Genomic DNA, 22989 nt, shown 5'->3' on the forward strand with positions numbered 1-22989 from the left:
ATTGGAGTTTTATTCGATGACATTTAGAAGATTCCTCGCTGTGTGTGTGTTGTTTTTAATGGGAATATTGACGGCATGTGGGGGAAGATTGCCAGCTTCTATTCGTGCCAAAGTTGAGCAGCCGTTGCCACAAGAAATCCAGAACAGAATGGCTTTATACGATATTGATCCTTATGCACCAATTGTAATGCGATTTTTCAAGGAAGAAAATCTTGCTGAAGTTTGGAAGCAATCTCGTTCAGGGCCTTTTATCTTGGTTGCTCGCTATGGCATTTGCAAATGGTCTGGTAAGCTTGGACCTAAATATAAAGAAGGAGATTTTCAGACACCAGAGGGGTTTTACACTATTAGCGCAAACCAAATGAATCCTTATTCAAAATATTATCTTTCTTTTAATATAGGATTTCCTAACCTTTATGATCAGGAAAATGGTCGTACAGGAAGCAATCTTATGGTGCATGGTTCTTGCTTTTCCGCAGGTTGTTATTCTATGAGTGATAAGAACATGGCTCAGATTTATGCGTTTGCACGGGATGCTTTTAAAGGAGGACAAAGAGAGTTTCAGTTGCAGGCTTTTCCTTTCCGCATGACCGAGGATAATATGTTACGTCATAGCAATGATCCTCATTATCAATTCTGGGTTATGCTTAAGAAAGGTTATGATTTTTTTGAAAAAAATCGTCAGCCTCCAACTGTTGAAGTTTATGGAAAACGTTACGTTTTTAATCGCGATATTGATAAAACTTCAGTTTCTCTAATGCAGTGAGTATTATTGTATCCTGCTGCACCCGTAAATACGATCACTTATAAATGGCGATACAGGATATGCAAAAACTTTACGCATAAGGTGTCTAAGTGAGTAGTTAATATTTTAAAGCGCAGAGTTTTTTCATAGAGCTTTGCGTAAGTAAATTAGATGAAGTGGAAAGCCAGGAGGAATTTTCTCAAAGAAGTTGGATTGTTTGCACATCGGTAGTGGTGTTAATCGTCGTTTTTAATAAAGAGTAAGTTAACATAAAATTCGCCTCTCTTTTTATTTCTTTCAAAGAGTTTTATTCTTTCATGCTGTAAAATATTGTCTTATCATGCTGTTATATAAGATACATTCACATATTTTAAAATCCGATATTGCCTCTGTCTGATTTTTGTTTTTTGCCTCAACAGGGATTTTGATTTCAATTAGCTGGAGTAAATATAGAGTTGAGCAGAATATTTTAGAACCAAGAATTTGTCCAATCGGTTTGTGAAATGAATCACATGAAGTGGTTTGCAGATGAAGCGCATTTAGAGAGAAAACAATCTGATTACAGATTGATGGATATTAAATTTTTCATCATAACAATTTGATTTATAATAATTTATCATTTTGCAATTTGAGTTGAGGGACTCAATATCATCAGATTCTTTTATCTTAAAATCTGTTTATGATGAATTAATCGAAACCATTTTTTGCACGTCATAAAATTGAATTGGCATGTGAATAAAACTCTTAAAGAAAGGAGTACAGATATTTCTCATGAGTACTCTAAAGTACCAAGGTTTTCCAAAGCATTTTCAACTGGCAAGAGCATGAGGCTACCAGCTTGCATATTTATGGAGTAAAGATGGAGAATGGGGCTTATACATTTTATGGAGAATTTTGTATTATATTATTTGTAGGTAGCGTTTTGAAATAGGGATGATGCGTATTGAGAGACGGTTTTTTTAACGAATGCGTGAGTTCGCGATACAATGATGTTCTATTTTGTGTGAGGGTGACTATTTTACAGATAAGGGTAATATGTTAGCGTTGGAGTGTTTTTATACGTGGTCATTTTGCATCATGCGGTTTTGTAAGAGAGCTAAAAAATTTCAATTGTGGTAGTCTATAGTGATTTTGCCGTCCAGTGAAAAGGTACGGATAATTTTATAGGAGACATTATTGTGTAGAAAGCATTGTTAAAAATGTGTATTTTCTTATTTTTTATTCCATTATGTGAATAAACTTGAATAGGAGTGTTTATAAATTTATAACATATTGATTTATAAGGATACTTTAGTGTTATTCAACTTGAATTAGAATCTTGGATACCGTAGGATTCTCCCGTTTCAAAGTTTCTCCATGTTGAATCAATTAAAACCATTTGCTTGCGCATTACAAACGGGGATAGCCGTGTGGGTAAAGCTGTGTAAGAAAAGACTAAAATGCTTTTTACGAACCGTTTCAAGTGCCAAGAGCTTTTGTTTCAACATTGGGGATTAGCAAAGTGTGTGATGATGCCGGTTTGCTCCTTTAAAAGCATAAAGATGGTGGTGCCAATGAATTTAATGGTGTATCATTGAAGGGGGGAAAAAATTAAAATTTTATTCCTGGAATGACTAGAGGATTTTCTAAGAGAGCTGTTTTGTCTGCAGTATCTATTGCTGGTTTATTAAAGAAAGCTTTGAGGAGCTTTTGTATTGCTTCTTTTTCAACACCATCGGCAATGATGACAAAACGTGTTTGTTTTATTCCTTTTGGCCATTCTGGCAATCTTATGGGAGGATGAAAAAATGTTTGTACGCCATGTAATATAAGTGGGCGATAAGGGTCATCACGCAATGCGATAATTGCTTTAATACGTAATAATTTTGTACCATAACGCTCTTGTAGGATATCTAAAAAAGCTTCAATTGTGGCGTAATCAACAGGACCCTCACAGTTGAGTGAAAAGGTACGAATGGTTTTATGGGGGGTATGATCATGTGGGGTATTCGTAAGATTTTGTTTAAGTTTTGTATTTTCTACTTTTTCATCCCATAATGTGTTATTTATTAATAGCTTTGAACAGAAATCTTCAGAATGGGCGTCAATGATTTGTGCTGTAGGATTAATCGTTTTAAGTGTGTTAAGGAGCGTATCTGAAAGCGTTTGTTGAGCCATAAGGTCTGTTTTGGTGAGAATAATTTTATCAGCAAATATTAATTGTTTATATATTTCAGGATAGCGCTCACATATGGAAAGTGTGCTTAATGTATCGAATGTTGCAAGAACAGCATTTATAGACAATGTTTGAATAAACAACGGGTGGCTTAAAAGTATTTGTAAAATAGGGGCGGGATCAGCCATCCCTGTGGTTTCAATGATAATATGATGGAGTTGTTTGATCTGTCCTGTCTGAACGCGATTTATTAAATCAATTAATGTATCGATGAGATCACTGCGTAAATTGCAGCATAAGCAACCATTGGCAAGCTCAATAATTCCTTCTGTCGTTTTTTCAACCAGAAGGTGGTCAATACTGATTTCACCGAATTCATTGATGATAATAGCGCATTCTGTTAAAAGAGGGTCTTGTAACATACGGTTGAGCAAAGTTGTTTTGCCAGAGCCTAAAAAACCAGTAATAAGCGTGAGAGGGATGCGCTTTATTTTCATGTTAATCATCAATCATGGTTTTGTTTTAAAAAAACATATTTCAGTACGTCTAACCAATTTATAATGGTGTCCGATATAATGGTTAATACCCTATGAAATCCATTGTATCACTATCTTTACACTTATAAAGGTAGGTGTATTCGGGGTATATCATACACTTTTTTAGCGTCAATGTTATGATAATTCTTGGTTCTTGAAAGAACTTATAGGAGGAATTTTTATTCCTTGTTTTAATTATTTTATCTACATGTTCCTCTACCTCGTGACGTGCAAGAAACTGGTTTTTTATTGATTCAACAAATACAGATTTGAAATGAGAGAATCTTACAACATTTGTGGTTCTGACATAAGATACAAATAATTAATTATCATTATAAATCAAAGTATTTATAATTAATCGTAGATTATGATTTATGGCTTTTTTATAGAATGGTTTGCGCGTCTTTTATACGAACTATGGGGCTTTCTTAGTGGCTTTACTGTTATTTTAGGTGTTTGTGGCGTACGAATGAGGTGTACTGGTAAAGGATGAGAAAAAGGAGGTGGAGCAGTGATAAAAGGTGAGGTGAGGATAATATTTCCTTGATCATCATATGAATTTGTATGCATTTTTATGGCTTCCGGTGTGCATGTTTGTTGTCTCATATTGTTGGCTTGTGTTATATTTCTCCCATAAGGTTTTAATGTTGCTAGTGTTAATCGGGGGCTTCCTTGGTGCAAAAATCCTGTTTCAAGAAGTTGTGCAGCTTTTTCTTCTCTTTCAGTTATGTTGTTAGCACCTAGAATGACAGTAATAATTGTACGTTTATTACGGGTGGCTGAGGCAACAAGATTAAAACCAGAGGCACAAATAAAGCCTGTTTTCATACCGTCTATTCCATAAAAACGGCCAATGAGGTTGTTTGAGTTATGCTGGATTTTTCGATTATTACCAAAATCAATTGCTGGAATAGAAAAATAATGAGCATATTGTGGAAATTCTCGACGTATCTGAACGGCTAAAAGAGCAATATCGCGTGCCGTGGAGTAGTTTTGAGAGTCTGGTAAACCACTTGCGTTCGCAAAATGCGTTCCAAACATGCCTAAACGTTTAGCTTCGCTATTCATTTTACGTACAAAATTTTTCTGTGAACCTGCAACAGCTTCACTCATGGCAATGGCTAAATCATTGGCAGATTTAACCATGGTGATACTTAAGGCTGTATCAAGTGTGAGTACGGAACCAGCTTTATAGCCTGAACGATATGAAGGAGCTTTTACGGCGTATTCGCTGATGGTGATATGTTTGTCTGGTGAAATTTCTCCTCGGCTCATGGCACGAAAAATAACATAAGCGGTCATTAATTTTGTCAAGGAAGCAGGATACCAACGCTCAAAAGCTTGATTATGTTTTAAGATATGCCCCGTTGTAACATCAACAGAAATAAAAGGCTGCGCTAGAGCAACAGCGCTCGATAAACTCAAAATCACAGAAAAAAATAAATTATAGAAGAGACGTTGCATTAATTTAAATCTAGTTCCTTCTTATTCGTTATTTAGAATTGTTTTAATGTAGCACACAAAGCTTTTAAGTCTAGGTTAGGGAGGAAAGATGGTTAATTGCTGTATTCGTTGTGTCTCGGAGATAAAAACCAATACTCATTTTTATTTTTCCCTTGAATTTGTTTTGATGGCTTAAGTATCTCAAGAAATACTTTTTAAATAATGAAGCTTGCACAAGATTTCAGGTTCTTGGGGGATTGATGTTTCTCAGGAAGGAACGAATCGGCATAATCATACATTTTTCTTGTCCTCCTGGTAGGATAGCCCTCGGCACTTGAGATTAAGATGGTTCGTAAAAAGCATTTTAATCTTTTCTTGTATCGTTTTATTCACACAGATATCCTCGCTTGTAATGTGCAAGCAAACGATTCTAATTAATTCAAAATGGAATAGATTTGAAATGAGAGAATATTAAGGTATTCATGGTTCTCATTCAAGTTGAATAAAGATAAAATATCCTTATAAATCAATATGATGTATGTTTTTTAAACGATTTTAAAGAGAGAAAGAATTCTTTCTCAAAAAAATTCACACATCAATCATTTCTTGTAATGTACATGTGTTTTATAATTTTGAATTAGAAAGTTTGAAGTATCTTTCTTATATTTTTGTTCCATATACTCTGCTCAATATACCAATATACAAAGTGATGCATTATTCTAATCAATCAGCACATTGTTTCATGATGAATGATTTAGTTTTTGAAGTTTCTGAACAGCGTATGGTGGCATAGGAGGAGGGGTAGGATCTTGAGCTGCTAAGAGAAGCAGTTCATCACATGCTTTTTCAGTTTTTTGGACAAGTTGATCTAGAAAATCACGTTTGCTTAAACCAGCTTCTATCGGGGGAAGAATACGGACACGAATTGTTCCGGGATAGCGGCGAAAATTATTGCGTGGCCAATATAAACCCGCATTGTGTGCAATAGGCACAACTTGAAGCCCTAATTCATTATAGAGCGCGACAATTCCTGACTTATAATCTGGTTCTTGACCGGGTTGTCGGCGTGTTCCTTCGGGAAAAATCAAGATTTGGCGCCCTTGTTTTACTTTCTCTTTTGCTTTTTGTATAACCATTTTTAAGGCTTTGATGGGCGTTGTGCGGTTAATGGGGATAATTTGTGTTTTTGCCATATACCAGCCAAACAATGGAATCCACATCAATTCACGTTTTAAAATGAGAGTGGGGTCATCAAAATAGGGAACAAGACTGAAAGTTTCCCAAGCCGATTGATGCTTTGGAGCAATGATATAGGGTCCTTTGGGAAGATTTTCTAATCCTTCAATCTCATAACTTGTGCCTGCGATGTATTTTTGCAAAAAGAGTGTAACGCGCGCCCATGTTTTAGGGACAATCCATGCCTTTTTGCGGGGCATTAAAAAATAAACGGGAGCGTAAAGAATCATTTGTATGAGAGTTGTTGTATAAAAAGCGAACGTAAAAAGAATAGAACGAAGGATAAGCACTACATTTTCCATTTTATATCTATAAGAAGACTTCATATATAATATAACTCACATGAGAAAACATCTTCTTTATGTTTTTTCAAACATCTATTTTTTCGGTAACTTATTTTCCGATATTTAAAAACAGAAGGAAAGAGGTTGATGGAATTACAAAAAGATAAACTTTTTATTCCACGGATTTTATCTATTGCGGGAACAGATCCTTCTGGTGGCGCTGGAATGCAGGCGGATTTGAAGGTTTTTTCAGCTATGAAAACTTATGGTATGAGTGTGGTTACAGCTGTTGTTGCACAAAATACTCAAGGTGTGCGTTCTTTTCAGGCATTAGATGCTTCTTTTGTTGCAGATCAAATTGATTCTGTTTTTGAGGATATCCATGTTGATGCCGTTAAAATTGGTATGGTTGCAAATGCTCAGATTGCACAGGTTATTGCACAACGTCTTGCTTATCATAAAGCGCGTTTCATTGTTTTTGATCCGGTTATGGTTGCAAAAAGTGGTGATGTTCTTTTAAAGTCTGATGCAATTGAAATTATGCGTGACGTTCTTGTGCCGATGTCAACTTTGATCACGCCAAATTTGCCTGAAGCTGCACTGTTATTGGGAGGTGAAGTGCAATGGTCTTTAGAGACTATGTATCAATATGCTCCACGACTTTTGGCGCTAGGGTGTCATGCAGTTTTGTTAAAAGGGGGACATTTGAATACGCTTAGCAGAAATAGTACAGAAAATTACGATTGTTCTAGTCCAGATCTTTATTGTGATTGTGAAAACCTTTTTATGCTTGAAGCTTCTCGTCTTTCAACCACTCATGATCATGGGACAGGGTGTACCATTTCTGCCGCTATTGCAGCTCTGTTACCTACCCAACCCTTGGATTGCGCTGTTAAACAAGCAAAAGATTATTTGCATGGCGCTTTAACTGCCTCAAATGCTTTAAAAGTAGGGAAAGGGCGAGGGCCGCTTCATCATTTTTATGCATTATGGAAAGATTAATACAACAATTGATTGTGAAAAATCTTCACTCTATGAATTTGTTTCGTCATTATATGCTGTTTTGGATTTATGACTGGTAAGTGTTAGTGCATTGTAGTTTAACAGTTATTTCGTATTAAGAAGGATGAGAAAAAAATGTTATAATTTGTTTCTTTTATATATTTTTTAAGATTAATGTATCCTGTTTCAGAGGCAATTTTGAGTATAAAAAAGAGAGCAAGGAATTGTAAAATCAGGATTTGATAGAAAAAAGGGTAGGGGGAAAGGCCTTTTACAAGGCGATATTGAAACTGGCTGATCCCACTATATTTGCTGTTTATTATATTGGTTGCAAAACAGGATGAGCCAAAATCGTTATCAAAATTATTGAATATATCTAACATTTACAGAGTTTTTGTCGGCATGGGTAGGGTTTTCTAAATGGTAATTGATACGTCCTGATGGAATTATCAATGATTTTTCAGGCGATGTGGTGAATTTTTTCGGATATTACAACGTCATTATCCTCTTTTTATGGAACTGCTTTATGAAATTGCTGACATTTCAGATGAGCAGCTGTGAGGAGTTTCAACATTTAATACAGCAAGATCTAGAAACTTTCACGGATTTAGAGCGGGTTTTAAGGTTTTTATATTTATAGTGATTAAGTTTTAGCGAGAAAGTAGTTGATCGCTCAATCGGAGTTTCAATAGATCTGTAGCGTGTGGTTTAATCTTTTCAAACTTGAATTTTTATTCTGTCATTTAACGGATTTCATCATTAAGTATTTAAAACGATCTGATTTTATTGTGCGCTATGACTGTTCAACACCTTATTTTACGTTGATTGAAGTTATGTTCCTCATGTAAAATAGTATGCTTCAAGTAGAATGCACTTACATTGTTAATTCACATGTTTATTTTAAAGAGATTTCTCTCAAGGTGTGTCACATCCATCATTTATAATAACGTCCGTGAATGCTCTAAAGCTCCTATGAAGTGTATAAAGCTATTATGCTTCCCATTTTTATGTTTTTAAGGTGAAAGGGGCCCCCTATACTATTTTTAGCTCCCAATGTTGCGATAAGCTTTGGTATTTTAGAGCGTTTATAAGAAGAACTTTTATTCCTTTCTTCAAGTGAATTTCATTGATACATCAATTCCGCTTGTGATGTGTAAGCAGATGATTGTGAGTGATTTAATATATAGAGATTTGAAATGAGATAATCCTATGATATTTGAGATGATTGCTCAATATGAATAATAATAAATTACCTTTATGAATCAAATTATTGATTTATTTTCGTGTTGAAGATTATTCTGGATAAGAATTTGTTCAAGCAAGAGGGTTATCGAAGGATGTCTACGCTGTTTGCACAAGTACAAGGGAAAATTTCTTTTGTCATTTCAAATGATGTGCCAGAAATCTCAAAAACTTAATTTATTCAAATAGTAGGTGAAAACAGTTTATTTCGTGTAAAAATAATACAATTAGCGTGAGATATTTCTCATTATCAACTGTGATATAAAAAAGAAACAATATACATAAAGGACCTTTAAAAGGGTTTTGAAGCTCCTTTGGTTATTGTATAAAGCGAAGATTTTTTCTATTAATTGACTAACAGATTAACCATCTAACAAACTATGATGTAACTGTAGTTTTAAATATTTGCTTTCGAGTTTTTTATAATTATCAGTAACAGATAGTAAATTATCAATCATATCAAATAAAATTTTCACTTGTTCAACTTAGATCTTTTATAGATATCTTTTTTAAGACAATGATCCTGAAAATCATAAAAGTAAGAAAAATTGAGTGAGTCATTTGAAACAATTATATCTGTAATAACTTTTTTAGCTTTTCATTATCAGTATTAAAGGAGATTGGCTAAACTTTCTTGGTTGTATAGATTGGTTTTCTGTATTTGAGTTTTGCTGAAAATAATAAATTCGCTTATCTAATAAATTCGCTTATCGATGAAAAGAATTCATCGCTCAATGATCATGTGTTTATTGGAATAAACTTTAAATTCACTAAAGTTTATAAAACCCAATTTTTTATAAATGCCAATTCCCTCGTGAAATGCTTGCATACCAATAACATGGCATTTCTTTCTTTTTAAATGCTTAATAGCAATTTTTGTCATGAATGTCCCAACACCTCTTTTCTGAAAATCTGGATTGGTGACAATATCATACACTCCACCAACTCCATCGGCTTTAATACAAAAACATATTGCTACAGGATTGTTATTTATATAACCAACAAACATCTCTACATCAGAGTCTTTTTTATAACAACGGCCTATTGTTTCATAAAATATAACCGCTTCTTCATCAAAAGGCTCGAATACTGATGCCATAACATTTCTGTAATCTCTAAAATCTTGAAGAGATTCAACTTCCTTGATTTTGAAGTTATCCGGCATAGAAGTAACATGTGAGTCTATATTTTGTGCTAAAGCTGCCATTCCTACCTCTGTTTCAACAAGCTCTAAACCAATAGATTAAGAGAACTTCATCAACTTTATAATGAGACGAATGAGGTCCAACCCACCAAGCTAAAGGTAGTTTTTGTGCATTAAAGGAATGGATTATGGATTTTGCTTGGTTTGTAGGTATAGTTTTTTGTAAACTTTTAGCAGAGACAATATTGAATGTGTCTGAAGCAAATGTTGAATTAACAGAAGATACTCCATTTGGAAAATCAACAACCTTCATTTTAGGGCATAATTTCGGTAAAAAACGTACCTTTGAAAAAAAGTTATTCTCTAACGATAAGTCAATTTTTGATTTGTTTAATATTTGCTCTCTTTGTAATTGCTCATCATTTTTTAATACTGGGGCTGTAAAAAATCCGTTAGCTCAAAAGTAATCCCAAATTCTTTTACATAAGCTTCTATAATCTGCAAAGCCGCAAAAGATCTGCTGCCAATAGTGAAAAAATTATTCTCGGGATGGCAAGAAATAAAGTTATTGTTGCTAAGCAGCGTCATGAACCAATGGGAATTGTTCATTTCGCTTTTCAAGCTTATTTTACACGGCTTTAACGACTTAACAGACAACAGCAACCTTCCAGAAAAAATCCGTCTAAGTTAAAAATTGTTATCTGATAATCTAAGACACCAAACCAATAGATGCTTCATAAGAAATTATGAATCTTAAAAAAACTTTGAAAAAATAAATTTGTAAAAAAAACTAGTGGCAAGCTACAGCTCCACGCAAGAACGAATAAATACAAAATTCAATGGAGCGGGCGATGGGATTCGAACCCACGACCCCAACCTTGGCAAGGTTGTGCTCTACCCCTGAGCTACACCCGCTTACCGATTCGATATATATCTTGCCTGTATGGCGTAGGCTTCTACGAATTGCAACAAAAAAATATCATTTTAGTTTGATTTATTTTGTCCATGTTTTAATAAAATGAAATAAAGATTGATTTTATAAGATTCTTCAGTAATAGATTATTCCTTTTTTAATTTTGCATAGAGAGGGGTGGAATATAATGTTGAAGAGAATAAATATATTGGGGATTATCATTGCAGCTGTTTTTATGATGAACAGTGTTGCAAAAGCGGATGACCAAGTTAAACACATTAAAGTTGCACTCACACAAATTATGGTCCATCCTGCTGCGGATGCCGTTCGTAAAGGTGTGGAAGATGTTCTTGCAGAAAATGGTTATAAGCAAGGTGAAAATTTTCAGCTCACCTTTTTATCAGCGCAAGGCAATATTTCAACAGCAACGCAAATTGCACGTAAATTTGTTGGTGATAAACCTGATGTTATTGTAGCGATTACCACGCCTTCAGCACAAACAATGCTTGCGGCAACAAAAACAATTCCTATCGTCTTTGCGGCGATTTCTGATCCTATCGGAGCTAAAATCGTTTCTTCGCTTACCAAACCTGGCGGTAATGTGACGGGGAGTTCTGATCGTATAGATGTTGCAGAAAGTGTTAAACTTTTACAAGAAGTAAAACCAGATTTGAAAAAAATTGGTTATCTTTATAATGCTTCTGAAGCAAATTCTGTTTCAACACTTAAGGTGTTAAAGGATGCGGCAAAAAAAGTTGGAATTGAAATCGTTCCTTCATCGGCACCAAAACCTTCAGATGTTCAGGCAGCAACACGGGCTTTAATCGGTAAGGTAGATATCATTTTTATTCCTGCTGATAATACTGTTCTTTCTGTTTTAGAGGGTGCAGTAAAGGTCACACAGGAAGCAAATGTTCCTATATTTACTGTTGATGCTAATTCTATTGGACGCGGTCCTTTTATGACGCAAGGTGTGAATTTCTATGATGTAGGGGGTGATGCTGGGAAGTTGGTTGTGCGTATTCTAAAGGGTGAAAAGCCTGGTGATATTGACGTTGTGCAGGCGGCTAATAATGACATTCGAATTGATATGAAAGCAGCAAAAAAAGCGGGGATTGTTATTCCGCAGGCAGTTATTGATCGCGCGACAAAAGTGATTCAATGACTTTCATTGATAGGATGTTGATACAATAAAATACGTTAAGTTTTCATGGGGATTGTCTTTACATGAATATATTTGCGTTTTCTGGCGCTGTGGAATTAGGTCTTATTTATGCTTTTGTGGCTATAGGGGTTTATCTCTCTTTTCGCGTTTTGGACTTTCCTGATTTAACAGTTGATGGTTCATTTCTTCTTGGGTCTTGTGTCTGTGGTGTCTTGATTCTTTTAGGTTTTAATGCATGGGCAGCTATGGCATGTGCTTTTTGTGCAGGCATGGTAGCTGGTTTATTAACAGCTATGTTGAATTTGCGTTTTGGTATTTTGAATCTTTTGGCTTCCATTTTAACAATGTCAGCACTCTATACGGTTAATCTTCGTATTATGGGAATTATGGGAGGATCTAATGTTAATTTAGCGCTTGCTGATACGGCGTTAACGCCCTTTTATAATCTGTTTGGTTTGTCTGATATTTTTGTGCGTCCTCTTTTCATTGGGACTGTATTGCTGGTTGTAGCGTTTTTGATTTGGCGTTTTTTGGAAAGCGAAATAGGTCTTGCTATGCGTGCAATGGGAGCTAATCCACGGATGGCTACAGCTCAAGGGGTCCATACGTCGGCGTTAATTTATTTTGGTATGGGGCTTTCAAATGCCTGTGTTGCACTTGGTGGTTCTCTTTATATTCAAACTGCGATTGCAACGGATATTACCGGTGGAATTGGAACAATTGTTTTTGGGTTGGCAGCTGTGATTATCGGTGAAACTTTATTTCGTACGCGTAATATTTTTTGGATTATAATCAGCTGTATTGTGGGATCTGTGCTTTATCGTGTGGCGGTACAATTTGCATTTGAAGCAAATGGAATTGGTATTGATACGTCGACAGATCTTCAGTTGATTACTTCATTGTTGGTTATTTTAACCCTTATTGTGCCACGCTATTGGAGGAGGCGTAAACGTGATTGAGTTTTCTCATGTTGGGGTTACATTTAAACCTCAAACACCTTTGGAAAAACAGGCTTTGATTGATATTAACCTTAAAATCGATCAGGGTAGTTTTGTTACGGTTATTGGTTCAAATGGCGCTGGTAAATCAACCTTGCTCAGTGTTTTAGCGGGTGCAACGCTTCCCTCAACAGGGAAAGTGGTTATCAATGGGCAAAATGTTTCTAGGCAGTCAGTCAGTGAACGCGCTGGAAAGGTTGCTTGTGTTTTTCAAGATTCTTTAATAGGCAGTTGTGGTTCTTTAACAATTGAAGAAAATTTGGCTCTTGCTGCTCTTCGAGGAAGTCGTCGTGGTTTGCGGTCGGCTTTAAACCATGAGAAACGGCAATTTTTTCGAGAGAAAATTGCTCAATTAGGCATTGGTCTTGAAGCATATATTCATAATCCTATGGATAGTTTATCAGGTGGGCAACGCCAAGCTGTTTGCCTTGTGATGGCAACATTAGCTCATGCAGATGTTTTATTGCTTGATGAACATACCTCAGCGCTTGATCCTGGAATGGCTGATTTTGTGATGCGGTTGACTGAAAAAATTGTTGAAGAGAAAAAATTAACGACTATCATGGTGACTCATTCTATGCGCCAGGCTCTTGATTATGGCGATCGCACCTTGATGTTGCATGGTGGAAAAGTGATTTTGGATGTCTGTCATGAAGAGCGTAAGGGCTTGGATGTCAATGATTTAATTGGCATGTTTCAGAAAGTTCGCGGGGAAGTTCTTGATGATGATGAACTGTTAATGGATTAATAATGTGGCTCAGAAAAAAGCACATGAAGTTGATCAGTTTTTAACGCGTTTTTCACGTGCTTTTCCTATTGTTCTCATTTATGGGCCAGATCGTGGTCTTATTTGTGAGCGTGCACAATGTTTTGCAAAACTTACAAAGGTAGCAATAGAAGATCCATTTTCGACAATTCGTTTGGATGCTGCTGAAATTGATAAAGATCCTGCACGTTTGGAAAATGAAGCGCGTACGTTATCGCTTTTTGGGGGAGACCGTTTGATATGGATCTCTAATGCTGCTAACCAAAAGGGTTTTCTTGCTGCCTTGAAACGTTTAATTGAGAATCCACCAGAAGCCTGTTTTATTCTCATTGAGGCAGGGGATTTAAAAAAAGGAACAGGGTTGCGCAATGCTGTTGAAACAGCATCAAAAGCAATGGCTTTGCCCTGTTTTGCAGATGATATGCGTTCTCTTGACGGTTTGATTGATGAGGTTTTAGGGCAGTTTAAGAAGACTATTTCTTTGGATGCACGTAGATGGTTACATGAAAGTTTAGGGGCGGATCGCCTTGTATCACGAGGTGAATTAGAAAAGCTTTGTCTTTACGCTGCAAATGTTCATATTACTCTTGAAGATGTCAAAGCTGTTGTAAGCGATGTCAGTGCTCTTTCTCAAGATGAAGTCATTGATGCTCTTTTATTGGGCGATATATCAGGCTTTGAAGTGCATTTTAACCGACATGCAGCATTGCATGGGGCGCTTTTTTTTATTTTGAGTGCAGCACAAAGGCATTTTCAGCAATTACAGCTATTGCGTTATCAAGTAGAGGTTGAAGGAAAATCGCCTTTTACGGTGGTTTCTCAAGCACGGCCTCCCATTTTTTTTCAACGGAAAAAGATCGTTGAACAAGCTTTAAAATATTGGAAGTTAGAACAGATTTCTTATGCAATGGAAAAAATTCAGAGTGCTGTTTTAGACAGTCGTAAAAATCCACTTTTGGGTGAAGCTATCATTCGTCAAGTTTTGTTAGGGCTTACAATTATTGCACGACGCCAGATGGCAGCTTAACAGTTTAGAAATATGATGATTTTTTATTTTTAGTACGCCACAGAGGTGTTTTCAGCAATTAAAACTGTTGTGTTATCAAGTAGAGGTTAGTTGTAGTTTTGAAGTTGCATTTGAAGAGCTTGAAATTTTTATAGAAACTTTTCTTCAGAAAAATTATTTATCTTTGAAAGGCAGTTTTTACACGGTTTTATTATCTTGTTGTGTCGTAAAACACTGTTGGTTCGTGATATAGGGCTCAGGCAAAATTTACGTATTCGGTGTTTTTTGTGTGAGTATGGGGTGAATATTAGGCTAGTTCATAGCGCCTTAATGGAGTAACATCCCTCATGCAAAACAGAGCATCTCAAACAACAGAAGACACTTGTATGGTAGATTCATACGCTTTCTTAGAAATATTTCTCAATGCGCGCATATCTATTTCGCGGCGGTGTTTATGAATGGTATAATGGTAAAGTGCTCCTCGAAGAATATAAAATCCATAGAGCATCACTATTTTTACGCTTAATAAAAGTGCAAGCCAGAGCATCATCATATATTTGTCTAGTCTCTAATTTGCTACAGTTTTTGGCATTAGAGAGCGTTTTGCATCATTTTTTTCTCACATGTCTTCTTGTGACGTGCAGACAAGAGATTTTAATTGGTAAGAGGATTTGTGATGGAAGAATTTTACCGTATTTGAAGTTATGATTCAAATTGAAAAACAATTATTATATTTATAAATCAATATATTATAGATTAATTGAATCACTTAAAATAGTGAATTAGTGGAATCTTTTAGACAAGAAAATGAATTGTTTGCAGATCGGTATGAACTAAGAATCTTCGTGGGATGAGGAGAAAGTCAAAATAGATTATGATGAAAACGACAGTACCTATGAGGAGATTTTTATTTTTGATACAGAGATGATTATCTTAGCAATGAATGTGTCTCATAAACAGAGCAAGCCATTGTTTATTATTATAACTCATCATTTTTCATATTGAGTCAATCAAAACGATGTCTTTTGCACGTCATAAGTGGGGGCGTGTGGATAAAAACTGTGCAAGAAAGCACTAAAAATGCCTCTTATGAATGCTCTCAAATTCCAAGGGTTTTTGCAACATTGGAGGTAGGCAAATATAATGATAGTGTTTTATTAAGTGTGAAGAGGGTCGTGCTTAATGGATTTATAGTTATAACATTTACAAACACTGTCGTGAGATAGGCTGGGGAGAGAGATGTCTTTTTAAAACAAACGCATGAATTTGCAATCCAAATCTATCCTGTTTAGGGCGCTTTGTTTTACGTGAGGGGTATGGCTCCATTAAAGGGATATTCGGTGTTTTGTTATCAAACTTTTTCTTTATTGAGAGAGCGTGTTTTTCTCATATTTGTTTGATTTACGGTATCAGGAATCGGGAGAGGAAAATGTTTTTAATGGTATTTTTTGTATGCGTTATTTTACGGTGTTTTCAATATTCATAAAACTTGTGTTGATGTTGTAGGTGGAGGCGTAATACATTCTTATATAGGTCTGATGTACAAATTAATGAACGTATTGGGATAATTTGGAAAGAGTTGGTGTCTGCTTACGCTTTTGATGTGTTTTTTGTGAGTAAATTAGTAAGATTTAGTAAGATAAAGTAAATTGATGAGATTTTATGTAGAGTCGTTGTTATCTTAATTGAGAGTGCATTTAATTTTTGTTTCAGTGATGCGCTTTGATCAGTAATTAAGTGGGAGTTTTAGAGCGTGATGTTAGATTTCTCGTCATTTATTTTTTATGTATTTTCTAGGTAAAATGATCTGTTGTCAGCTTGCGCAGGTGATGATTGGTAAACTGCGTTATTCTTTATTTCCTAGTTGTTGTTTTTTAATGTTTTACGCATAACTCTTGAACAAACAGACAGGAAAATTATGATTTTACAATTGTTTTTATTGCCATTTGCAAAGAATCTTTGAAGGTGAAAGATGCGCCATATTCAATTTGAAAAAATAGCACTCATTGGAATCGGTCTGATTGGATCTTCTTTAGCAAGAGTTATTAAAAAGAAAAATCTTGCGGCTCAAATTTCTATTGCAACACGTCGTTCAGAAACCTTGAAAAGAGCGCGCGAATTGGAGCTTGGGGACTTTTATACGACAGATAATGCAAAAGCTGTTGAAGGAGCAGATTTGGTTATTCTTTCTGTTCCTGTTGGGGCTAGTGCAGAAGTAGCAAAAAACATTCGTGATCATTTAAAACCTGGAGCGATTGTGAGTGATGTTGGTTCTACGAAAGCGTTGGTTATTGCGGAAATGGCACCTTTATTGCCAAAAACAGTTCATTTTATTCCAGGGCATCCAATTGCTGGAACGGAATATTCAGGACCAGATGCTGGTTTTGCTGATTTATTTATGAATCGTTGGTGTATTTTAACGCCTTTTGCTGAGAGTGATGCTGCTGCTGTCGCACAATTAACAGCGTTTTGGGAAGCTTGTGGTGCGCGTGTCGAAAAGATGGATCCTAAACATCATGATCTTGTTTTGGCTATTGTTTCGCATTTGCCGCATTTGATTGCTTATAATACTGTTGGGACAGCGAGTGATTTAGAAAAAGTAACAAATTCAGAAGTCATTGCTTATTCCGCTTCCGGTTTTCGTGATTTTACACGTTTAGCATCTTCTGATCCCGTTATGTGGCGCGATATTTGTTTGCATAATAAGGATGCTATTTTAGAAATGTTGAGCCGTTTTAGTGAGGGGCTTGCTTTTTTAGAGCAGGCAATTCGTTTAGGAGATGGTGAGACATTGTTTAACTTTTTTACACGTACGCGTGCTGTACGTCGCAATATTATTGATGCTGGACAGGAAATTGATGCTCCTGATTTTGGACGTCAGAGTGTTTCTAAAAAAGGGTGAATAAAAGCAAGGTTTTTTGTTGAATTTCATTGGTTTTTTCTAGAAATCGATAAGAAGTTTTTTCTTTATTCAGTCATAGATGGCAATAAAAAAGAGTGGCGATTGCTTCGATACAGATAACTATGACTTCAAAAGGTTTTATGTGTGCAAGATTATCGTGCTTAACTCTCTATAGGGCATATGATGTACAGAAGAGGTTACTGATCTATAGAAGAGACAAAAAAATGAAGTCGTTGTAGAATTTCATATAGTGGGTTGTTGTTTTTGTTTTAGTATAAAGTCAGGCTTGACCGTGTTGATTATTGCCCTTTATATTACAACATCGGAAGATGTTTGTTTGCAGAGTTTTGATGATTTTTATAAAGCTTGAAATAGACAGAGGAAGAGTTTTACCAGAAAGTATAGAGATTTGTTAAGAAATATCTTTAGGTATAGCTATCGTATCCTTGTTGACGCAGTAAGCCATTATTGGCGTGATAATGGGAGTGCTTTTGCAAGCCATGTCGCGCTCTCTGGGCTTTTAGCATTTTTTCCTTTTTTTATTTTTGGAACTTCTCTTGCCAGTTTTCTTGGTGCTTTTACATATACACCGCAAAAAATCAAAGCTTTGGTGCAGTTATTACCAGATGTCATTGCAGAGCCTTTATCTCAGGAAATTATCAATGTTTTAACCATACAGCGGGGGGGAGTGTTGACAGTTTCTGTCATTGGAGCGGCTTATTTTGCCTCTAATGGGGTAGAGGCGTTACGTACAGCTTTAAATAGAGCTTATCGTGTTGTTGATCGGCGTAGCTTGTTGTTTTGTCGTTTTCAAAGTTTGTTTTTTGTGATTCTTGGAGCTGTTGGTCTTATTGTGATCAGCGTTTTGTTGATTTTAACACCTCTGCTTATCAAGATTATGCAAAATCATTCTTTTTTCATTACAGAATATATCGGTGTCATTCGTCTATGGCGTTACATAATCGCAGCGGTTGTTCTCTTTGTAAGTCTTTTGATTGTGCATAAATGGCTACCAGCAGAGCGGCGGAAGTTTATAGATATTTTACCAGGAATTGTACTGACAATGTTTGTATGGTTTATGGCTTCAATTGCTTTTGCACAATATTTGACAATGTTTGATTATATTTCTACCTATGCAGGGTTAGCATCTATTATGGTTGCTATTATTTTTCTTTACATCTTGAGTGCAATTTTTATTTTGGGAGGAGAAATAAACGCGGCGATAATGTTTTATCGCAAGCATTTGCAACATTCAGATGGATGAAAGAACTTAACTATTGCGTGAAAGCCAAGGTATGAATATCCCAATAAAGCCTGCTATTACTTTGTTGATTGATGCGGATGCTTGTCCTGTAAAAGATGAAGTTTATCGTGTGATGAATCGTTATCAGCTTAAGACATTTGTTGTGGCAAATCGTTTTTTTTCCCTTCCAGATGAAGCACTCATTGAAAGAGTGGTCGTTGCTGGTGAATTCAATTGTGCTGATGATTGGATCGTAGAACATGTGCATGAGGCAAGTATCGTTATTACCAGTGATATTCCTTTAGCAGCACGGGTTGTGCAAGCTGGGGGTTTTTGTCTTTCGCCAACGGGGCGTATTTTTGATGTAAATTCAATTGGTCAGGCTTTGGCGATGCGCAATTTGATGGAAGATTTGCGTGGACAGGGCAGTATAATAGGTGGTCCCCGTCCTTTTTCTCGTAAAGACCGTTCTGCCTTTTTGTCAGCACTGGATCTTGTTATACAACGTTTAAAAAGAAGCGGTTATTAGGTTATAGGGCTTCTTTTATAACAGCTTTTATAAGTGCTTTGGCATCGTCATTGGCCCATGGAGCTGCACCATTGAAGGAAGCAATGAGATATCCCTCTTTATCGATGAGAAATGTAATGGGGAGTCCTAAAGCAAGCCCCTGTTTTCTAACATTGTTGAAAATATCCATTGTTTCATCGCGATAGTAAAGCAAATTATCCGCATGAATATTCTGTAAAAATTGCTGAATTTTTTCAGGAGAAGCAGTTTTATCGATATTAATAGCTATGACATCAAAGTTTTCTCCACCTAATTCATGTTTTAATTGCGCAAGTTCTGGCATTTCTGTGCGGCAAGGTGCACACCAAATAGCCCATAGATTGACCAGCATCGGTTTTCCAGTAAATTCGCTGAGTGTGCGCTCTTTTCCTCGAATGTCCTTGAAAGAGAGTTTCTTCATATCTGAGGGCGTATCAGCAAATCTTATGTGGCTAAAAAAGCCTTTTGCTGCTTTTCGGATCGCCATCATTTTTTCTGCTCGTGCTTTATCAATGTTTATTTTTTGTGCTTGTGCTGCTGAAATGAAATTGAAAAGAAAAGACTCTCTTTTGGTATCGTAGTTTATGGTTGCGTATAAACTCAATGCAATGATAAAGAAAGCAAGGGAGAATTGCCTTTTTTTATTGTTTTTTTCGCTGATGAAAATTTGAAAAATCATAATTTTGTCCTTTAAATAGGTGTTTTCAGAATATGACAGATGAGAAGTTAAAGAACCAAATGTGGGGTGGTCGGTTTGCGGCAGGTCCTGCTGCAATTATGGAAGAAATTAATGCCTCTATTGATTTTGATCAAAAACTTTATCGACAAGATATTGAAGGTTCCCTTTCTCATGCGGCTATGTTAGCGCAAACGAAAATCATTTCACAATCAGATTATGAAAAAATTGTTCATGGTTTGAAACTTATTCGCCAAGAAATTGAAGACGGTAAATTTGTTTTTTCACGAAAGCTTGAAGATATTCATATGAATATTGAAGCGCGGCTGAGCGAATTGATTGGTCCTGTAGCAGGGCGTTTGCATACGGCTCGCTCACGCAATGATCAAGTTGCTGTTGATTTTCGCTTGTGGGTGCGTGAAGCAACGCAAAAGATAGCACAAGCTTTAAAAGGATTGATAGAGCAATTGCTTATTCGAGCAGAACAACATGTTGATACCTTTATGCCAGGCTTTACGCATTTACAATCAGCACAACCGGTAACATTTGGCCATTATATGATGGCTTATGTTGAAATGTTTGGTCGCGATTTATCGCGGATGCGTGATGCGATTGAGCGCATGAATGAATCGCCTTTAGGGGCGGCTGCTTTAGCAGGTACAGGCTTTCCAATTGACCGTTTTATGACAGCAAAAGCGTTAGGCTTTCGAGAACCTACACGCAATTCGATTGATAGTGTTTCGGATCGTGATTTTGCCTTAGAATTTTTAAGCGCTGGCGCTCTTTGTGCAACGCATCTTTCACGTTTAGCAGAAGAAATAATTCTTTGGTCAAGTGAACAGTTTTATTTTATTCGTTTATCAGATGCTTTTTCAACGGGTTCGTCTATTATGCCGCAAAAGCGAAATCCTGATGCTGCCGAACTTGTGCGGGCTAAAGTGGGACGGTTGAATGGCGCATTGATGGGGTTGTTAACGGTGATGAAAGGGTTACCCCTTGCTTATTCAAAGGATATGCAAGAAGATAAGGAATATGTGTTTGATGGGGCTTTGAGTTTGGAATTATCACTAGCAGCAATGACAGGGATGATTGCTGATTTGAAAGTTAATAAAGAAGTTATGAAACAAGCCGCTGATTCTGGCTATGCAACAGCTACAGATTTTGCTGATTGGCTTGTACGCAATTTAGGGATTCCTTTTCGCGAAGCACATCATATCACAGGGTGTGCTGTGGCATTGGCAGAAAAAAAACAGTGTCGCCTTCAGGATTTATCATTAGATGAACTTCAAGCAATTTGTCCTGATATCAATGCGACACTTTTTGATGTTTTGACCGTTGAAAAATCTGTTGAAAGTCGCAAAAGCTTTGGGGGAACAGCACCTTCAGAGGTTCTTCGGCAAATTGCGTATTGGAAAAAGTGTCTTGTGAACGCTTGAGTGATTGTATTTTAAAGGTAAAAAAGAGATCGAGATGAGGAAAGAGGACAGATGAAAATTATATTAAAGGGGTTGATGATTGTCCTTTTAGGAGGCGTTTGTGTTGCTGGGTGTGGGCGTAAAGGGTCATTGGAAATGCCTCTTACAAGTGTGGAAAAGTCTGTGCAAGGAACATCTGTTGCTCAAAGTGAAGATGATAAACCTTTTATTCTTGATCGTTTGATAAAGTAGGAGGAAAGTGTGGATTTTTTCTCTTACTATCAAGGTATGCTTCATGCTGAGGGTTGTTCACTTGCTGTTCTTGCGCAGGAGGTGGGGACTCCTTTTTATTGTTATTCCGCCAATGCATTGGTTACACGTTTTAAAGACTATAAAAAGGCTTTTCAAGGGATGCCTAGTCTGCTTGCTTATGCGGTTAAAGCCAATTCTAATCAAGCAGTTTTACGGCTTTTAGCGAACAATGGAGCGGGAGCTGATGTGGTCTCAGAAGGGGAATTACGGCGTGCCCTTGCTGTTGGTATTCCGGCACATCGTATTGTTTATTCTGGTGTTGGTAAAACCATGAGAGAGATAGATTTTGCTCTTGCACAGGATATTTATTGTTTTAACGTTGAATCAGAGCCGGAACTTGAACAGTTATCTCAACGTGCTGTTGCGCTTTCAAAGATAGCACGTGTTTCATTGCGCATTAATCCAGATGTTGATGCAAAGACCCATAAGAAAATTACAACAGGAAAATCTGAAAATAAATTTGGTATTCCATTGTTGTTGGCAAGAGAGGCTTATAAAAAAGCGGACTCTTTACCTGGATTGCAGGTTTGCGGTATTGATATGCATATTGGCAGTCAGATTTGTGATTTAAAGCCATTTGAAGAAGCATTCCTTCTTATTGCAGATTGTGTGCGTCAATTGTGGAGCGATGGCTATGCAATAACGCATATAGATATTGGTGGTGGGCTTGGTATTGCCTATGGTTGTGAACAACATACTGTACCTTCTCCTTTTGATTATGCTGCGCTGGTAAAGAAATATATTGCTCCTTTAGGGATTAATATTGTTGTGGAGCCGGGGCGGAGCATTGTGGGACAAGCTGGTGTACTGATGACATCTGTTCTCTATTTAAAAAGGGGACAAGGGCGGAATTTTGTTATTGTAGATGCGGCGATGAATGATCTGATGCGTCCAACGCTTTATGATGCTTGGCAGAATGTCGTCCTTGTGAAACAAGCAGCAAAAGATGCTCCCCTTATTCGTGCAGATATTGTTGGTTCTGTTTGTGAGACTGGCGATTATTTAGCACTAGATCGTTACTTGCCGATTTTGGCACCCGGTGATCTTTTAGCAATTACGCAAGCTGGAGCTTATGGTGCTGTGATGGCGAGTACTTATAATAGCCGACTTTTGATCCCAGAAGTTCTTGTTCAAGATACGTGTTATGCGGTTATTCGTCCACGTCTTGATTATGCTCAATTGATGGGATGTGATCATATTCCTGATTGGGTTGAGAATTCTTAAGTGTTTTTGGTCTTATTTTTACTAAACTTTGATGA

19 protein-coding genes and 1 tRNA gene are annotated in these 22989 nt (G+C 36.6%); 13 read left to right on the plus strand and 7 right to left on the minus strand.

The annotated features are described in order from the left end of the window. Positions 1-16 precede the first annotated feature (16 nt). Complete coding sequence (locus ACFIJR_RS02655; protein WP_375653462.1) at positions 17-766, plus strand: L,D-transpeptidase family protein; 750 nt, start codon at positions 17-19, stop codon at positions 764-766. A 1569-nt stretch (positions 767-2335) separates the two neighbouring features. On the opposite strand, the gene ACFIJR_RS02660 is transcribed toward ACFIJR_RS02655, so the two are convergent. From ACFIJR_RS02660 to ACFIJR_RS02670, 3 genes are all read right to left on the minus strand, one after another. Then, complete coding sequence (locus ACFIJR_RS02660) at positions 2336-3397, minus strand: CobW family GTP-binding protein (RefSeq protein ID WP_375653464.1); 1062 nt, start codon at positions 3395-3397, stop codon at positions 2336-2338. A 411-nt stretch (positions 3398-3808) separates the two neighbouring features. Next, complete coding sequence (locus tag ACFIJR_RS02665; protein ID WP_375653467.1) at positions 3809-4900, minus strand: D-alanyl-D-alanine carboxypeptidase family protein; 1092 nt, start codon at positions 4898-4900, stop codon at positions 3809-3811. A gap of 719 nt (positions 4901-5619) precedes the next feature. Next, a complete protein-coding gene (locus ACFIJR_RS02670) occupies positions 5620-6417 on the minus strand; it encodes a lysophospholipid acyltransferase family protein (protein ID WP_375626067.1) in 798 nt (265 codons plus the stop codon). A gap of 129 nt (positions 6418-6546) precedes the next feature. Here ACFIJR_RS02670 and thiD point away from each other — a divergent pair, with 129 nt between their 5' ends. Further along, positions 6547-7401 carry a bifunctional hydroxymethylpyrimidine kinase/phosphomethylpyrimidine kinase gene (gene thiD / locus ACFIJR_RS02675; RefSeq protein WP_375626066.1) on the plus strand — a complete coding sequence of 285 codons (855 nt, stop codon included), beginning with the start codon at positions 6547-6549 and terminating at the stop codon, positions 7399-7401. A 1966-nt stretch (positions 7402-9367) separates the two neighbouring features. Here thiD and ACFIJR_RS02680 read toward each other — a convergent pair. Beyond that, a complete protein-coding gene (locus tag ACFIJR_RS02680) occupies positions 9368-9850 on the minus strand; it encodes a GNAT family N-acetyltransferase (protein WP_375653469.1) in 483 nt (160 codons plus the stop codon). A gap of 125 nt (positions 9851-9975) precedes the next feature. Between ACFIJR_RS02680 and ACFIJR_RS02685 the strand changes: the two genes are divergently transcribed. Further along, positions 9976-10254: a hypothetical protein gene (locus ACFIJR_RS02685; RefSeq protein ID WP_375648287.1), complete on the plus strand. Its 279-nt coding sequence runs from the start codon at positions 9976-9978 to the stop codon at positions 10252-10254. Positions 10255-10627: 373 nt separating this feature from the next. On the opposite strand, the gene ACFIJR_RS02690 is transcribed toward ACFIJR_RS02685, so the two are convergent. Next, positions 10628-10702: transfer RNA gene (locus ACFIJR_RS02690), tRNA-Gly, on the minus strand. 185 nt (positions 10703-10887) lie between these two features. Between ACFIJR_RS02690 and ACFIJR_RS02695 the strand changes: the two genes are divergently transcribed. The 4 genes from ACFIJR_RS02695 (at position 10888) to holA (ending at position 14656) form a co-directional block, all read left to right on the plus strand. Then, a complete protein-coding gene (locus tag ACFIJR_RS02695) occupies positions 10888-11865 on the plus strand; it encodes an ABC transporter substrate-binding protein (protein ID WP_375626061.1) in 978 nt (325 codons plus the stop codon). 62 nt (positions 11866-11927) lie between these two features. After that, positions 11928-12824 (plus strand): ABC transporter permease, encoded by an 897-nt coding sequence (locus ACFIJR_RS02700; RefSeq protein ID WP_375653472.1) that lies wholly within the window; start codon positions 11928-11930, stop codon positions 12822-12824. Then, on the plus strand, positions 12817-13611 hold the full coding sequence (locus tag ACFIJR_RS02705) for an ABC transporter ATP-binding protein (RefSeq protein WP_015857078.1): 795 nt from the start codon (positions 12817-12819) through the stop codon (positions 13609-13611). The genes ACFIJR_RS02700 and ACFIJR_RS02705 overlap by 8 nt, the downstream gene beginning before the upstream one ends. A gap of 4 nt (positions 13612-13615) precedes the next feature. Next, entirely contained in the window at positions 13616-14656 is a 1041-nt protein-coding gene (holA, locus tag ACFIJR_RS02710) for a DNA polymerase III subunit delta (RefSeq protein WP_375653474.1), read from the plus strand. Positions 14657-14999: 343 nt separating this feature from the next. On the opposite strand, the gene ACFIJR_RS02715 is transcribed toward holA, so the two are convergent. Then, positions 15000-15188 (minus strand): hypothetical protein, encoded by a 189-nt coding sequence (locus ACFIJR_RS02715; protein WP_375653476.1) that lies wholly within the window; start codon positions 15186-15188, stop codon positions 15000-15002. Positions 15189-16607: 1419 nt separating this feature from the next. Here ACFIJR_RS02715 and ACFIJR_RS02720 point away from each other — a divergent pair. From ACFIJR_RS02720 to ACFIJR_RS02730, 3 genes are all read left to right on the plus strand, one after another. Beyond that, positions 16608-17537 (plus strand): prephenate/arogenate dehydrogenase family protein, encoded by a 930-nt coding sequence (locus tag ACFIJR_RS02720; RefSeq protein WP_375626056.1) that lies wholly within the window; start codon positions 16608-16610, stop codon positions 17535-17537. 409 nt (positions 17538-17946) lie between these two features. After that, positions 17947-18801 (plus strand): YihY/virulence factor BrkB family protein, encoded by an 855-nt coding sequence (locus tag ACFIJR_RS02725; RefSeq protein WP_375626054.1) that lies wholly within the window; start codon positions 17947-17949, stop codon positions 18799-18801. Between the two features lie 31 nt (positions 18802-18832). Next, positions 18833-19309: a YaiI/YqxD family protein gene (locus ACFIJR_RS02730; RefSeq protein ID WP_375649209.1), complete on the plus strand. Its 477-nt coding sequence runs from the start codon at positions 18833-18835 to the stop codon at positions 19307-19309. Between the two features lies 1 nt (position 19310). Here the strand turns inward: ACFIJR_RS02730 and ACFIJR_RS02735 are convergent, their stop codons facing one another. Continuing rightward, complete coding sequence (locus ACFIJR_RS02735; protein WP_375626052.1) at positions 19311-20006, minus strand: TlpA disulfide reductase family protein; 696 nt, start codon at positions 20004-20006, stop codon at positions 19311-19313. 32 nt (positions 20007-20038) lie between these two features. Between ACFIJR_RS02735 and argH the strand changes: the two genes are divergently transcribed. Genes argH through lysA form a run of 3 tightly spaced genes read left to right on the plus strand, consistent with a single transcriptional unit; the run spans position 20039 to position 22954 of the window. Next, on the plus strand, positions 20039-21439 hold the full coding sequence (gene argH / locus ACFIJR_RS02740) for an argininosuccinate lyase (protein WP_375626050.1): 1401 nt from the start codon (positions 20039-20041) through the stop codon (positions 21437-21439). Between the two features lie 51 nt (positions 21440-21490). After that, the gene (locus tag ACFIJR_RS02745; protein ID WP_375626049.1) at positions 21491-21670 is read left to right on the plus strand and encodes an LPS translocon maturation chaperone LptM; all 180 of its coding nucleotides are present in this window, start codon (positions 21491-21493) and stop codon (positions 21668-21670) included. 9 nt (positions 21671-21679) lie between these two features. Beyond that, positions 21680-22954: a diaminopimelate decarboxylase gene (gene lysA / locus ACFIJR_RS02750; protein WP_375626342.1), complete on the plus strand. Its 1275-nt coding sequence runs from the start codon at positions 21680-21682 to the stop codon at positions 22952-22954. Positions 22955-22989: the final 35 nt, after the last annotated feature.

It is taken from the genome of Bartonella sp. OD88NMGDW (assembly GCF_042193775.1).
In the GTDB taxonomy this organism is placed as follows: Bacteria; Pseudomonadota; Alphaproteobacteria; order Rhizobiales; family Rhizobiaceae; genus Bartonella; species Bartonella grahamii.